Annotated in this window: 11 protein-coding genes; 9 read left to right on the plus strand and 2 right to left on the minus strand. The window is 71.6% G+C overall.

Annotated elements, in window-relative coordinates; genetic code table 11:
• Window positions 1-65: 65 nt before the first annotated feature.
• Together ACZ7KF_RS24840 and ACZ7KF_RS24845 are read right to left on the minus strand one after the other, a co-directional pair.
• The gene (locus ACZ7KF_RS24840) at window positions 66-1547 is read right to left on the minus strand and encodes an aldehyde dehydrogenase family protein (RefSeq protein WP_471078988.1); all 1482 of its coding nucleotides are present in this window, start codon (window positions 1545-1547) and stop codon (window positions 66-68) included.
• Between the two features lie 136 nt (window positions 1548-1683).
• Window positions 1684-4047, minus strand: coding sequence for a SpoIIE family protein phosphatase (locus ACZ7KF_RS24845; protein WP_471078991.1), 2364 nt, complete (start codon window positions 4045-4047; stop codon window positions 1684-1686).
• Between the two features lie 473 nt (window positions 4048-4520).
• On the opposite strand from ACZ7KF_RS24845, the gene ACZ7KF_RS24850 reads away from it, so the two are divergent.
• The 9 genes from ACZ7KF_RS24850 to ACZ7KF_RS24890 all read left to right on the plus strand — a co-directional run bounded on the left by ACZ7KF_RS24850 (window position 4521) and on the right by ACZ7KF_RS24890 (window position 15238).
• Window positions 4521-6041, plus strand: coding sequence for a sigma-54-dependent Fis family transcriptional regulator (locus ACZ7KF_RS24850; RefSeq protein WP_471078994.1), 1521 nt, complete (start codon window positions 4521-4523; stop codon window positions 6039-6041).
• Window positions 6042-6529: 488 nt separating this feature from the next.
• Window positions 6530-7774 (plus strand): lactonase family protein, encoded by a 1245-nt coding sequence (locus tag ACZ7KF_RS24855; RefSeq protein ID WP_471078997.1) that lies wholly within the window; start codon window positions 6530-6532, stop codon window positions 7772-7774.
• Window positions 7775-7971: 197 nt separating this feature from the next.
• On the plus strand, window positions 7972-9444 hold the full coding sequence (locus ACZ7KF_RS24860) for a condensation domain-containing protein (RefSeq protein ID WP_471079000.1): 1473 nt from the start codon (window positions 7972-7974) through the stop codon (window positions 9442-9444).
• Window positions 9444-10964: a condensation domain-containing protein gene (locus ACZ7KF_RS24865; RefSeq protein WP_471079039.1), complete on the plus strand. Its 1521-nt coding sequence runs from the start codon at window positions 9444-9446 to the stop codon at window positions 10962-10964. The genes ACZ7KF_RS24860 and ACZ7KF_RS24865 overlap by 1 nt, the downstream gene beginning before the upstream one ends.
• A 142-nt stretch (window positions 10965-11106) precedes the next feature.
• Window positions 11107-12684, plus strand: a complete 1578-nt coding sequence (locus ACZ7KF_RS24870) for a sensor histidine kinase (RefSeq protein WP_471079003.1) — start codon at window positions 11107-11109, stop codon at window positions 12682-12684.
• Window positions 12681-13088 (plus strand): roadblock/LC7 domain-containing protein, encoded by a 408-nt coding sequence (locus tag ACZ7KF_RS24875; protein ID WP_164393293.1) that lies wholly within the window; start codon window positions 12681-12683, stop codon window positions 13086-13088. Before ACZ7KF_RS24870 ends, ACZ7KF_RS24875 begins: the two co-directional genes overlap by 4 nt.
• Window positions 13085-13432 carry a DUF742 domain-containing protein gene (locus tag ACZ7KF_RS24880; protein WP_471079006.1) on the plus strand — a complete coding sequence of 116 codons (348 nt, stop codon included), beginning with the start codon at window positions 13085-13087 and terminating at the stop codon, window positions 13430-13432. The genes ACZ7KF_RS24875 and ACZ7KF_RS24880 overlap by 4 nt, the downstream gene beginning before the upstream one ends.
• Window positions 13413-14030 (plus strand): GTP-binding protein, encoded by a 618-nt coding sequence (locus ACZ7KF_RS24885; protein ID WP_471079009.1) that lies wholly within the window; start codon window positions 13413-13415, stop codon window positions 14028-14030. The genes ACZ7KF_RS24880 and ACZ7KF_RS24885 overlap by 20 nt, the downstream gene beginning before the upstream one ends.
• Window positions 14027-15238 carry a cytochrome P450 gene (locus tag ACZ7KF_RS24890; RefSeq protein ID WP_471079012.1) on the plus strand — a complete coding sequence of 404 codons (1212 nt, stop codon included), beginning with the start codon at window positions 14027-14029 and terminating at the stop codon, window positions 15236-15238. Before ACZ7KF_RS24885 ends, ACZ7KF_RS24890 begins: the two co-directional genes overlap by 4 nt.
• Window positions 15239-15429 lie beyond the last annotated feature (191 nt).

Below are 15429 nucleotides of genomic sequence, written 5' to 3' on the forward strand. Positions count from 1 at the left end.
CGGGCAGGGACGATGTCGCGGGCCGGCAGGGCCGACGGCCTTCCGTGACCGGAGTTCCGGTCCGTTCAGCTGTTCAGCACGGTCACCACGGACTTGGTGTCCAGGTACTCCTCCATGGCCTCGGGGCCGTTCTCCCGCCCCCAGCCGGACTGCTTGTAGCCACCCACCGGCATGTGCACGCCTCCGGCGCGGTGGACGTTGATGCCGGTCCGGCCGACCCGCAGCCTGCGCGCTATGGAGTAGGCCCTCGCGCCGTCGCGGGTCCACACGCTGCCGGCCAGGCCGTATTCGGTGTCGTTGGCCGCCGCCACGGCCTCGTCGACCTCGGTGAACGGCATGGCGCCCAGCACCGGTCCGAAGATCTCCTCGCGGACCACCCGCATCGTCGGGTCGACGTCGGCCAGGACCGTGGGTTCGAAGAAGTAGCCCTTCTCCCCGATGCGGCTGCCCCCGCTGACGACACGGGCGCCGGCCGCGATCCCGTCCTCCACGTACCGGCTGACCCGGTGCAGGTGCCGGCAGGAGATGAGCGGGCCGAGATCGACGTCCGGCTCGGTGGCGTAGCCGACCTTGAGCGACCGGCCGTACTCCGCGACTCCGTGGACGACCTCGTCGTAGACGTCCCGGTGGACCAGCAGCCGCGCACCCGAGGTGCAGACCTGACCGCTGTTCCAGAAGATGCCGGCGGCGACGCCGGGGATCACCTGGGAGAGGTCGGCGTCCGGCAGCACGATCACCGGGCACTTGCCGGCCAGTTGGAGGGAGAGTTTCTTGAGGTTGCCGGCAGCCGCCTCCACGACCAGTCGGGCGACATGGGTGGACCCGGTGAAGGAGAGCTTGTCCACCTGGCCGTGCGCGGCCAGTGCCGCACCCACCAGGGCCCGCCCGGTCACCACGTTGACCACGCCGTCGGGCACCCCCGCATCCAGCAGGATGCGGCCGAAGGCCAGCGAGGTGAGCGGCGCGTCCTCCGACGGCTTGAGGACGCAGGCGCAGCCCGCGGCCAGGGCGGGCGCGAGTTTCTGGGCGGCGGCGAGCATCGGCGCGTTCCACGGCACGATCATTCCGGCGACGCCGACCGGTTCCTTCAGCGTGATGCCGTGGAGGCGGCGCTCGGCGGGTCCGATCTCCACGCTGCGGCCGTGGAACTTGTCCGCCCAGCCGGCGTAGTAGCGGAATTGGCCGACCGCCTCGGCCAGCATCGCCCGCGCCTGAGGCAGCGGCATCCCCACGTCCAGGCTCTCCAGCCGCGCCAGTTCGTCGGCGTGCTTCTCCAGCAGATCCGAGATCCGCCACAGCACCACCGCCCGCTGCGCGCCGGACAGCCGGGTCCAGCGGCCGTCCTCGAAGGCTTCCCTCGCGGTCCGCACCGCCGCGTCGACGTCCACCCCGTCCCCCTCGGGGGTACGCGCGACCACGTCGCCGGTGCCCGGATCGACCACGGACACGGTCCTGCCCGAGCGGGCGGGGACCCAGGAACCGTCGATCAGCATCCGTCCCGGCTCGACGAGCGTGCACTCTTCCTGCCCCACGTCGAGGACCGCCACCGCCGACACTCCTGTCCCGCGCTTGCGCACATCTCGTCGAACTCACCAGTCGCTTTAGTTTTGTATATAATATATATCATGTCAATGTCTTCTTCGTGGGGCGGGAACGGGGCGGACACGCGATCGCGATCCTGTGTCACACCAGGGAGGCGAGGTCGACCGGCGTGGGGGTGAGCGACTGCTCGGCCCAGATGGTCTTCCCGTGCCGGCCGTAACGGCAGCCCCACCGGACGCTGAGCTGGGCGACGAGGAACAGCCCGCGGCCGCCCTCGTCGGTCCAGCGGGCCCGGCGCAGGCGGGGCTGGGTGTTGCTGGGGTCGGTGATCTCGCAGACCAGCACGCCGTCCCGGATCAGCCGCAGGCCGACCGGGCCGCCGGCGTAGCGGACCGCGTTGGTGAACAGCTCGCTGACGATCAGCTCGGTGGTGAAGGCCATCTCCTCCAGCCCCCAGGCGGCCAGCTGTTCGGTGACCACCCGTCGGGCCTGGGCCACGGCGGCCGGGTCCGCGGCGAACTGCCAGTGCGCCATGTCGTTCGCCGTGATCGCCCGGACCCGGGACAGGAGCAGGGCGGCGTCGTCGCGGTGCGAGGTGCCGCGGAGCCGGGACATCAGCGTCCGGCCCGCCTCGTCAAGGGACCGGTCGGGACCGCACAGCTCGGCGAGGCTGTCCGCCAGCCACCGCACTCCGGCGTCCAGGTCGCCGTCCTCCCGTTCGATCAGTCCGTCGGTGTAGAGGGCGAGGACGCTGCCCGGTTCCAGGTCGACGACGACCATCTCGAAGGGCATGCCCCCCACGCCCAGGGGCGGCCCGGGGACGACGTCGATCACCTCGGCGGTGCCGTCGGGCCGGACCACGACGGGCGGCGGGTGACCGGCGCTCGCCATCGCACAGCGCCCGGTGACGGGATCGTGGACGGCGTACAGACAGGTGGCGCCGACGGGACTGCCGGGGTCGGACTCCCTGGTGAGCTGCTGCACCCGGTCGTCGAGATGGGTGAGGAGTTCCACGGGGTCGAGCTCCAGGTCGGCGAGCGTCCGGACGGCGGTGCGCAGCCGGCCCATGGTGGCGGTGGCGTACAGCCCGTGGCCGGCCACGTCGCCGACGACCAGGGCCACCCGGAAGGAGGGCAGGGGTACGACGTCGTACCAGTCGCCGCTGATCTCGGCGCCGTCCCCGGCCGGCACGTAGAAGCCCGCCGTCTCCGCCGCCGGATGGTCGCCCGTGGGCGGGGGCAGCAGACGCTGCTGCAGTGCCAGCACCGAGCGGCGCTCGCGGGTGTAACGGCGGGCGTTGTCCACGCTCAGTGCGGCCAGCGAGGCGATCTCGGCCAGCAGGTCCGCGTCCCGCTCGTCGTACCGGTCCGGCTGGTCGGTGCGCCAGACCGTGATGTTTCCCAGCACCAGTCCGCGCGCGAAGAGGGGAGCCCACACACCCGAGTGTCCGCGATCGGGGACGAACAGCCGGACCAGTGACTCGTCGTTCCCGAGGACGTCGGCCACCACCGTCCGGTCCAGGAGCACCGCCCGGCCCTCCTGGACCGCCCGCAGCGTGGCCGAGGGCGGCACCGGCGGGGTCTGCTGCCCGAGCCGGAGCAGATGGGCGGGCCACGGGCTGTCCCCGGCTGAGGCCACCGCCGCGCGGTGCATGTGCAGTTTCCCGCCGCCGGCCAGCCTGGGGGGCTCGTCGCCGCCCGGTACGGCGTCGGCGAGATCCACCCACGCCAGGTCCCCGAAGGCGGGCACGAGGATGTCCACCAGGTCCCTCACGACCCGGGCGACCTCCAGGGAGCCGCCGATCCGCGTGGCGGTCCGGTGCAGCAGGGCCAGGTCGCGGCGGACCCGTTGCTGACCGAGTGTGTCGAGGTAGAGGGCCACGACACCCGCCGGGGGCTCCTGGGCGTCACCCATCCGGAAGGCCGACAGAGAGACCTCGTCCCGCTGTGGGATCCGCGCCGTCATGCCCAGGTACTCGCCCACCAGGGGGACACCTGTCTCCAGCACGCGGCGCAGCGCCGTCTCGGTGTCCCGCTCGGATGTCTGCCGCACCTGACGGGCGGCGAAGGGGGATGCGGAGTCCGCGTCGGCCGCGCCCGGCGGAATGTTGGTCCGTACGACGTTCAGGTCCGCGTCGTGCACCCGGAAGGCGATGCGGTCCTGGCTGAGCAGGCCGGCCAGGACGTGGGCGCCCTGCTCCCAGTCGGTCACCCGCTGGCTGGGCGCGGCGAGCATGAGGTAGTCGGCGGAGGGCTGCAGACGCAACACGCGGTAGGTGATGTCGACCGGATCGCCGGAGCGGTGCCGCAGCAGCGCCCGGCCGTCGAGGGGAAGGCGGGGGCCGTCCGCCGCGTGGGTGGGGGCGTCCGCGAACAGGTCTCTCACCGGACGGCCGCATACCTCATCGGCGGTCCAGCCCAGCAGCTCCTCAGCCGCCTGGGACCAGCGCACCACCGTGCCGCTCGCGTCCAGCACCGCGGTCGCGACGTCGGCGGATGCGTACATTCCCTCCGCGGCTCCAGCGGTTGACCCGCCCATCTGCCTCCTTCGGGAGGATGTCGCCCCCGCCCGAAATACTACGTCTGTCGGATATGGATGGCCCGTCGATCCGTCCCGGCAGCCACCGCGACACCAGGGCTGTCGCGCAGCCCATCCCGTCAGGACCCTTGAAATTTTTTATATGATACGAGATTCTCCCGCATCAGGTGGGCGGTGGGACCCCACCGCCGAGTCACGGGAGGCACGCGGAGCATGCCCGCATCGAGTACAGGGACAGCCATGGGACACAAGGGGCGCCCGACGGCGGGCCCGGGCCGTGCCGGCCGTTCGGTGTCCGGAGCCGCTTCCGGGAACCGCTCGACCGTCGACCGGAGCCGGCACCAGCCCAAGGGGCCGGCATGAACGCCGCTCCCTTAGGAGGGGCCGCGCAGGTCCGACCGTTGATCGAGTCGTCATGGACGCGCTCGCGTCGCCACGGTGTGCGTGAGGACGCGGCGCCCTGTCTCGTCCAGGGCACGGTCGACGCGGAGGACCGTCTGTCCCGCGCGGCGGATCCGGTGCTGGAACGGACACAGGACGAGGTCGACGGGTTTCCGGTCGTGCTGCTGCTCGCCGACCGGACGGCGTGTGTCCTCGACACGCGCCACACCGACGCGGTGATCGGTGACGCGATCACGGATCTCGGCATCGCACCGGGTGTCCTGGTCGAAGAGGAACGGGTGGGCACCAACGGGCTGGGCACCACGCTGGAGACCGGCCAGGCAGTGCTCGTGCGCGGGCACGAGCACTTCATGCGGGCCTTCGATCCGTTCTCCTGTTTCGGGCACCCGATCGTCCATCCGGTGACCCGCCGGGTCGAAGGTGTCGTCAACATCGGCTGCCCCGCGGGAGCGGAGCACCCCGTACTGCCGTCCCTGGTCCGGCACATGGCCCGGGACATCGAGGACCGGCTCCGGCAGGACTCGCCCCTCGCCCAGCGGCGGCTGCTGGCCGCGTTCCAGGCGGCGACACGCCACCGCGGGCATGCGGTCGTCGTCCTCGGTCCGGGACTCGTCCTGGCCAACCCGGCCGCGCTGGACCTGCTCCAGCCCGCCGATCACCCGGCCGTCCAGGCATGCGCCGACGCCCTGGGGCCCGCCCACGAGCGGACCCACCGGCTCACCCTGGCCTCCGGCCGCCCGGTCCAGCTCATCTGCACGACGATCGACGGCACCGACGGCGTGCTCGTCGACATCGTCCCGCAGCGCAGCACCCGGCGCGGCAGGTCCCGCACCGGCGCGACCGCCGAGGGGCCGCTGCTCGTCGTCGGCGAACCCGGCAGCGGCCGGACCACCGAGGCACGGCGGGTGGCCGGCCCCGGCGCCACCACCCTCGACGCGGCGGCGGCCGCCCTGCGGGGCGAGACTCCGTGGGCCGCGACCCTCGCGACGCTGCTGGAGAAGGACGGGCCGGCCGTCGTCGTGGAGAACATCGAGTTCCTGTCCGAGCGGTTGACGATGCTGCTGGCCAAGTCGCTCCCCGGCGCCCGGCGCAGGATCGTCCTGACCTCGACGCTCGGTGAGCACCTCGAAGGAGTGCACGCGCCGCTGGTGGGGGTGTGCGCCACACGCCAGGACCTGGTGCCGCTGCGCCGCCGCAGGCACGAGATACCGCAGCTGGCGCAGGAGATGCTGGCCGAGACCTCGGCGTTCGGCCGCATCCGCCTCACCGCCGAGACCCTGCGCGTGCTGGCCGCCCAGTCCTGGCCGGGCAACCTGGCCGAACTGCGCAGGACGGTGCGCGGCCTCGCCCAGATCCGTACGGCCGGGGACATCCTTCCCTCGGACCTGCCGGCCTCGCACCGCGCCCCCTCGCCCGCCTCGCCGTTCCGCCAGGCGGAACGTGAGGTCATCATCGCCGCCATCGAGGCCGCGAACGGGAACAGGCGCGAGGCGGCACGCGCACTCGGTGTGAGCCGCTCCACCCTCTACAACCGCATGCGGGCGCTGCGCATCCACTGACGCCGGGCGCGCCGGACCATCGCCCGGCCCGCCCGGCGTTCACGGGCGTGCTTCCGAAGCCCGCCGCCCCGGTCGCCGAAACCGGCACGATCAGGCAATGAAATTCGCGGTCACCGGATTTCATCGAACCGGCCCGGACCTGCGCTTCGCCCAGCAGGGGAAATGAAGAAACCCGGACGAAAAGTCGCGCGCTCGCGCGGCCTGGATCACCGGAATCGCGACGACCAGCCGGAATTCTCTCAAAGATCTTCCTTATTCGTGTCAACAGATCAATTCCTGCAGTTCAGACGGCGTCGACATCTGCGCCCAATGTACTTCTCGCCCCCTTCGTCCCGAGCCCGGAAATGAGTGTCCAATTCTTTGGACATGCGCGCACCGGATCCTTTCCTATCGTGGAGAACGAGCCGCAAAGACGCTGTTCGCATTACGCGGTTCAGCGCCATCGACACATTCCACTCCACGGCCCCCACAACCTCATGGAGCACGACATGGCTAGCACAACCACTTCCGAACTCGCCGGCACCTGTCCGCGTCGGTCCGGACCGCACCCCACGCGCCGCAGGCGCCTGGCATACGCCGCGGCCGGCGCCCTGGTGCTGTCGCTGCTCGGCACCTCCTCACCGGCGGCCTTCGGCGCGGACCGGGCCCCGGTGGCCGCGCAGTCCTCCGCCGTGAGCCACATCTACGTCGGCGGGGTGCTGTCCAACAACCTCGCGGGCGTGAACGTCAGCGCTGACGAGGGTGCCGCGCCCCAGCGCGTACCGGGATCGCCGTTCGCCTCCGGCTACGGCGCCTTCGTGGTCGCGGCCTCTCCCAACGGCCGGTACCTGTACACCGTGCCGAACATCAGCTCCGGCGAGATCCTGGTGTACGCGATCGCCGACAGCGGGCAGCTGACGCGGGTGCAGACCTCGAAGATCCTGATCCCGGGCAACGCGACCACGATGGGACTGAGCTTCTCCCCCGACGGCCGGCACATGTACGCCACGAGCGGCACCGGATTCTTCGACAAGGGCGGCATCGTCACCACCTACACGGTGGCGGACAACGGGATCCCCGCGCAGGTCGGGCAGCCGGTGAACATCGGGGCGTCCAGCGGTCTGCTGATGTCGACCGTGTCGCCCGACGGCAAGAACCTCTACGTCAGCGACTACCGGCAGGGCCAGATCGTCAGGCTCGCCCTCCACAGCGACGGAACCCCCTCGACGCCGCTGGAGCGGGTCGCGAGCGGCTCCGGGCCGTGCTTCCCGACCATCTCGCCGGACGGAAAGCACTTCTACAACGTCAACGAAACCGAAAACACCGTCTCCGGCTTCACCATCGCGGCCGACGGCTCACTGACCCCGATCTCCGGTTCGCCGTTCGCGGCGGGTTCGACGCCGCACTCCGTCACCATCACCCCCGACAACCGCTACATGTACGTCCCCAACGTGCTGTCGCACAACATCGAGGGCTACGAGATCCAGGGGAACGGGGCGCTGGTCAAGCTGCCGGGCTCGCCCTTCCCCAGCGGTGCCGACGGCGACAGCCCGGCCCGCACGTTCCTGAACCCCGACGGCAAGCACCTCTACGCGGTCGACATCGCCTCGGGGGCGGAGCCGCACACCGCGAAGCTGCACACCTTCACGATCGGCGCCGACGGCCGGCTCACCGAGTCCGCCCCGGCGTACGACACGGGGATCTCGGGGGCCGACGGACCGTCGTCCGTCATCGTGCCCGCGCAGTCCCAGTGAGCTGAGCGCGTGCGGCTCCGGCCCGGCCTGCGGGCCGTACCGGAGCCGCACGCGGCTCGGCACCCCCCACTACGCGCCGCCCTCCCCCACACCCCCACGCACCGCTCCTCCCCGCACGCCCCCACACCGCCCTCCCCACCGGCACCCCGAAGCACCCTCCCCATCAGGTATCGGCTGGGCAACAGACGAGGCAGGCCGTGAAGTTCATCGACATCTGGGACCTCGAGGTCACAGCCGGGCAGCTGACGGTATGGCGCCCGACAGCCGGTCCACCCCACAGCTCCGACTGGATGCCCGACGCGCGGCCTGCGTCGTATCTCCAGGAAGCACACCTCGGCGAGGCCCTGAACTCCGCGACCAGCGGCCGGGGCCCCTCCTGGCTGGCCACGACCTTCGAACTGCCGGGCCCACTGGACGAATACGCCCTGTGCAAGGCGTTCACCGACTGGATCAACCGGCACGAGGTGCTGCGCAGCCGGCTGGATCCGTACGCCGACGGGGACGTGCTGGGGATGTACCGGAGCACCCTGCGGCCGGGCGCCGTCGGACTGATCCGCGCCGAACACGGCCACTTCGACGACCCCCGGGCGCTGTCCGCCCGGCTCGAAGCGATCCTGGACGGGAACACCGACCCGTTGGCCTGGCCGTCCTTCGTGTTCCTCACGGTGCGGCACCCCGACTCCACCACCGTCTGCGTCGGCCTGGACCACCACAACGTCGACGGTTACGCGGTCCTCCTGATCGCCCACGAGATAAACGAGTTGTACGGCGCGGCACTCGAAGGCCGCCGGGCCCGCCTCACCGAGGTGGGTAGCTACCTGGACTTCGCCGGTCCCGAACGCCAGGACGCCGCCCGGCTGCACGGCGACCACGAGACCGTCCGGCAGTGGCGGGAGTTCGTGGCCGAAGGCGGTGACAGACTGCCCGAGTTCGTCGTCCCCCTCGCCGACGGGGAACACTCGCGACCGGTCGCCCAGACCGGCGGCCTGGAATGGCTGCTCGACGCCGACGGCGCACGCGCCTTCGAGATGGTGTGCAGACGAGGCGGCGGCGACTTCCTCTCCGGCCTCCTCGCCTGCCTCGCCCTGTCCGGCCGGCACCTGTCGGGTCGGGAGAGCTTCCGCACCGTGACGCCCTTCCACACCCGCAGCGAGCGGCGGTTCCACCGGTCCCTGGGCTGGTACGTGGGCATCGCACCGGTCAGTGTCGCGGTGCGCGGCGGCGACGGCTTCGAGCAGGTGCTGAAGGAGTCCGGCGAAGCCCTCCGGCGTGCCCGCCCGTTGGCCTGCGCACCCCTGGCCCGCCTCACCGAACTGCTCGGGCTCCCCCTCGAACCCCGGTTCATGATCTCGTACATGGACATCCGCTCCCTGCCCGGAGCCGGCCGGTGGACCGAGTGGAAGGCCGCCGCGCTGCGCAGCCGCCGTATCCACCCGCACGAGGTCTACCTGTGGCTCATGCGGACCCGCGAGGGCGTCTATCTGAGCCACCGCTTCCCCGACTCCGGGCCGGGCCGGGCCGCCGTCCTGCCCTACCTCGCCGAGACCGGCCGCCTGGTGCGGCAGATCGCCGGCGGCCGGGAGCTGCCGTCCGCCGCGCCCCGCCACCGCCCGCACACGCACGTGCCCTGTGCGGACGACAGCAGAGGAAAGGAACCCACGCCGTGCTGATGACCTTCCTGTCCGACTACGCGCCCCGGGCCGGCGAACTGGTCGAGTTCCGGGTTCCCGACCACCTCGTCGAGAAGGCGCGGCACGCACCGGTGCATCCGGTGCCGCCCTCCCCGGTGCAGGAGAACCACCTCCTGCGCTACCTCGCCAATCTCCGGGCCGGCCGGCCCCAGTCCCCCTGGGTGGGGCTCGCCTTCGACCTGCCGGGCCGGATGGACACCGCGGCCATGGCCGTGGCCCTGAAGAAGTGGACGCTGCGCCACGAGACGGTGCTCACCTGGTTCTCGGCCCAGCCGGACGGGACCGCCCCCGGCGTCACTCTCGCGGACCTGCCGGCCGGGGAAGGGACCACCCCGGCCGGCGTCCGTACGAGCCTGGTCCGGCACAAGGTCGCCGCCGAGGACGTCGACGTACAGCCCGTCTCCCGCGGCGTCTTCGCCTCCCCGGACGCCGTACGGGAACATCTGCGCGAACAGTTCGGCAGCGACACCAACCCGTTCGCCTGGCCGCCGTTCACCGCCGGGGCAGTGGTCGGTGAGGACTCGTCCACCGTCTACTTCGCCGTCGACCACGCGCACAGCGACGCCTATTCCGTCCTCCTCGTCTTCGACGAGCTGCGCGCCCTGTACCGGGCCGAGCTGGAGGGCGTCGAGGCCGTCCTGCCCGAGGCCGGCAGCTACGTCGACGCCGGCGCCCTGGAGCGCGAGCGGGCCGCCGCCCTCCAGGCCGACTCGCCCGGGGTGCGGAGCTGGGTCAACTTCCTGCTGTCGGGACCGATGCCGTCCTTCCCCCTCGATCTCGGGGTGCCGGCCGGCGAGACACGTCCCAGCCTCTCCTTCGAACTCGACCTGCTCACCGCCGACGAGGCCGACGCCTTCGCCAAGGTGTGCCGGCCGCACGGTGCCGGCTTCTCCGCCGGTCTGCTGGCCGCGCTGGGTGTGGTCCACCGCGAGCTGGGCGGGCGCGAGGTGTACCGCGGTCTGTCCGTGGTCCACACCCGCAACGAGCCGCGCTGGCTCACCGCCCAGGGATGGTTCATCAATCTCGTGCCGGTCGCCTTCCCGCTGACCGCTGAGGAGCAGGGCGGCCGGCCCCTGCCCTTGGCCGAACTCCTGGCGGCCGCCGGCACCGGGTTCCGCGGCGCCTGCAAGCTGGCCCGGGTGTCTCCGCTGCGGGTCGCCGAACTCGCGGGTCTGCCCCTGCAGTCCGACGACACCGCGGTGCTCCCGATCGTCTCCTACATCGACGGCAGACACGCGCAGGGCTCCCGCGACTGGGATGCCACCAACTGCAACGGGCTCTACGACTCCAGCCCGAGCAGCGAGGTCATGATGTGGGTGAACCGCCGCTGGGACCGCACCTACATGAAGGTCACCCATCCGGACACACCCGAGGCCCGCGTCAACGTACCCCGTTTCTTCGACCGTTTGCAGCACGTGGTCCGGTGGATCGCCCAGGGCGGCGACTCGGATGCCGCTCCCGGGCCGTCGAGGGGACTGTCCTCGCCGGCCGGATTCTGAGATGCGCGTCCGAAGGTGGCGCAATCTGACTTAACATTTTATATATTCAGGCCGGTTGGGTGTCGGGAACGGCCGACACCCGGCGGGCCTGCCCGCCATGCCTGCTCCGGACGACGCCGAAGCACGACTGAGGACACCATTCATGACCGCCCCTGAACCGACCGGCGAACGCTCCCCCCGTCTCGCCGCCGCGCTCGCCGCGCTCGCCGCCGCCGTAGTGAGCGGCCTCGCCGTCGCGGCGGTCGCCGCGACGGCGCCCAGCGGGGCACGCGGCCACGTCGCCTGGAGCGGAGGTGTCGCCGCCCTACTGGTGTGCGCGGCCGCCGCCCTGGCCGTCCACGGCAGACGCGCGGCCCGACTGGCGTACCGCGACCTGGAACACATGAGCCGGGACACCGACCGGCTGCAGCGCGAATGCGAGAGACAGGAGGAGGAGTTCACGCGGGAACGTGCTCGCCTGAGCACCGAACTGGCATCCCAGCGCACTCTGCTCACCGACGAGCACACCCATGAGCGCGAGCGGCTCACCGCGGAGCTGTCACGGCTCACCGGGGAGAACTCCGCCCTGTCCGGCCAAGTGCGCCGGGCGACCACCGCCCGGGACGCGGCGGTCTCCGTGATCGGCAACGTCGCCGGCCGGCTCCAGGCCCTCGCCACCGGCATGCTGGCCGAACTGCGCGCGATGGAGGAGCGGCACACGGACGAGGAGGTCCTCGCCGACCTGCTGCACCTCGACCACCGCACCGCCCAGGCGGGCCGGCTCGCCGACTCCCTGGCCGTCCTCACCGGCGCCCGCTCCGGCCGCCGCTGGGCCAGGCCCATCGCGATGGAGTCGATCCTCCGCGGCGCGATGGGGCGGATCAGCGGCTATCAGCGGGTGCGCGTGCACGCCTCCAGCGAGGCCGCGGTCGCCGGACACGCCGCCGAGGGCGTGATGCACGCCCTGGCCGAAATCCTCGACAACGCCGCCAACTTCTCGCCACCGACCGCCGAGGTCCACGTGTACATCGAAGAAGTGCCGTCCGGCGTGATCGTCTCGGTGGAGGACGCGGGTCTGGTCATGAGCGAGGTGCAGCTGCGCCGCGCGGAGCACGCGGTCTCCGGCGCCGTCACCGATCTCGCCGGTCTCAGCGGCACCCGGCTGGGCCTCGCGGTCGTGGGCGGGCTCGCCCAGAAGTACGGCCTGCGGGTGTCCTTCCGCCCCTCCTCGCGCGGCGGCACCGGCGTACTGCTGCTGATCCCGCACGAGATCCTCACCCACCCGGCGGCGCAGCCCCCGGCGGTCCACCAGCCGGCCCCGGCCGTGCCGGCGCACCCGGGTCACCACGCCTCCCACCCCGAGATCTCCGCCCCGTTGCGCCCCGGAGCGGGGGGAACGGCCGCGCCGGCCCTGCCCGCACCGGACGCCCGGCCAGCCGCCGCCCCCGACGGCACAGGCACAGGTGCTCTCCCCCGCCGCCGCCGCGGCCAGGCGCTCGCCGCGGCCGAACACAACCGCGACCGGGCCGCCGGCGGCTCCGCACGGCAACCGCTCACCCCGGAGGACACCAAGACGCGGACCGCCCGCTTCAGCAGTTTCCGCCAGGCGGTGCGCGGCACCGCGCGGGAACGCGCCGAAGGCCGCACCACGGAAGCACCCGCCCCCGACCCCACCCAGTCCGCCGCCCCCCGCGAAACGGCCGACAATCCTTCGTCCCCGGAAGGCAGAACCACCTCATGACGGGCATCCAAACCGCTGACGACAGGCTCACCTGGCTCATCGAGGGCCTGCTGGAACGCACTCCCGGCGCCCGGCACGCGCTCGTGCTGTCCCGGGACGGGCTGAAGCTGTGTCGTACCCCCGAGCTCTCCGCCGACCAGGCCGACCAGCTCGCCGCGATCGCCGCCGGAATCCAGGCGCTGTCCCAGGGCGCGTCGATGGAGTTCGGCGACGGCACCGGCGGAGTGCGCTCCGCCATGACCGAGTTCTACGGCGGAGTCCTGTTCATCGTGGAGGCCGGCGCGGGTGCCCACCTCGCCGTGGTCACCGCGGAGGACGTGGATCCCGGTCTCGTGGGGCACACCATGAGCGAACTGGTGGAGCAGCTCGGCGAGCACCTCGTAGCGCCTCCCCGTGCGTCATGAGCAGGCCGGGCAGGGACGACACCCCCGACCGCCTGTACACCATCACCGGTGGCCGCAGCCGGTCGGATCCGGCGGCCCGGTTCGACCTGGTGACGCTCGTGGTCGCGGAGTGCGCGCCGACCTCGGGCATGCAGTCGGAGCACACCGCGATCCTGCGGATGTGCGACCGGCCGACAGCGGTCGTGGAGATCGCCGCCACCCTGGGGCTGCCGGTGAGCATCACGAAGGTCCTGCTGTCGGACCTGTTCGCGACAGGCCGTGTGAGCGCCCGTCACCCGCGGGCCACCCCGCTTCCCGATTCCCGTCTCCTGGAGCAGGTGCTCGTTGGACTCCGCAAGCTCTGAAACCCGCGCCCCGCTGGGTGCCCAGGCCGACAACGGCCTGAAGATCGTGATCGTCGGCGGCTTCGGCGTCGGCAAGACGACCCTGGTCCGTTCGGTCAGTGAGATCCGGCCGCTCAGCACCGAGGAGACGATGACCCAGGCCGGTGAGACGGTCGACGACGTCAGCGCGGTGCGGGCCAAGTCCGCCACCACGGTCGCCTTCGACTTCGGCCGCATCACCCTGGACGCCCGCAATGTGCTGTACATCTTCGGCGCGCCGGGGCAGGAACGATTCTGGTTCCTGTGGGACCGGCTCTTCTCCGGGGCCCTGGGCGCCGTCGTCCTGGTCGACACCCGACGCGTCGACGACTCCTGGTACGCCATCGACCGGCTGGAGCAACAGGGCATCCCGTTCGTCGTCGCCTGCAACGACTTCGGCGGTCCCCGCCATCCGGCCGACGAGGTGCGTGCCGCCCTCGACCTGGACCCGTACGTCCCGCTGATCGACTGTGACGCGCGCTCGCGGGAGTCCGTCAAGAACGTGCTGATCGAGCTGGTCGAGCATGTGCGGCGGCTCCTGGAGTCCCGTAGTCCCGCATCCCGGAAGGAGCTGGTGTGACCTCCCCCGTACCCCTGAGCGGGCCCGCGATGCCGGCCGAGTCCGGCCTCGCCTACCGCGAGCTGAGGCGTGAGCACGGGGGCGTTGTGCCGGTCGTGCTGGACGGCGGCGTACCGGCCTGGCTGGTCGTCAACTACCAGGAACTGCACCAGGTGACCGGCGATCCGGTGCTGTTCAGCCGGGATTTCGGACTGTGGAACCAGTGGCACGACCTTCCCGAGGACTGGCCGCTCCTGCCGATGATCCTGCGGCAGTTCCCGCCGACTCCCGCCGAGGGCAGCAGACACATCATCGAGCGCAAGCCGGCGCTCAACGCCGCGCTGGGCGAGGTCGACCTGTTCGCGCTGCGCCGCGACACCGAGCGTTTCGCGGACGAACTGATCGACGCGGTGTGCGGAAGCGGCCGGGCGGACCTCGTCACCGACTACGCGACGCTGCTTCCCATGCGTGTCCTCGCCGTGCTGTTCGGCTTCCTGGAGGAGGACGGCCCGGGGCTGGTGTCCGCGCTCAACGACATGGTCGACGGTCAGGAGGGGGCGGCGGCGGGCATGGAGTACCTGTTCGCCAAGACGGTCGAGCACGTGGCCTCCGAGCGACGGCGTCCCACGGACAACATCGTCGGGCGGATGCTCACGGCGAACACGGGCTTCACGGACGAGGAGATCACTCGTGACCTGATAGAGATCGCGGCCGGGGCCCACCAGCCGGTGGCGGACTGGATCGGCCACTCCATCCGGCTGATGCTGACCGACGACCGGTTCGCGGCCTCCCTGTTCGGCGGCCGCAACAGCGTCGCCGAGGCCATGAACGAGGTGCTGTGGGAGGAGACGCCGGTACAGATCATCTCGGGCCGCTGGGCCTCGCGCGACACTCTCCTGGCCGAGCGGCACATCCGCGCCGGCGATCTGCTGCTGCTCGGCTTCCAGGCCGCCAACAACGATCCCTATGTGCGCACCCACCACTCCGCGCCGACCGGCGGGAACCACGCGCACTTCGCCTTCGGGCACGGTGAACACCGCTGCCCCTTCCCCGCGCAGGAGATGGCGGAGGTCATGGCCCGGACGGCGATCGAAGTGGTCCTGGACCGGCTGCCCGACATCGATCTGGCCGTCCCCGCCGAGTCGCTCACCCGGCGCCCCTCCCCGTGGCTGCGCGGACTCGTCTCGCTCCCGGTGGCGTTCACCCCGTCCCCCGGCAAGAGACCCTAGGTTCCGCGGGGGCCGGGGACATCCGGCCCCCGCCATGGTGATCGGTAAGACGGGGTACATCCGTTTTCACGGGTGCCGAGGCCACCGGGTTGCAGCGCGTCGTCGTATGCCCTGACGTTCATGGCCGTGAGGAATCCATCAAGCTATATGATGCTTTGTGTTCGGACGGGCCGGACCGTGATGGCGAACGA

This window comes from Streptomyces sp. NPDC038200 (assembly GCF_055600785.1).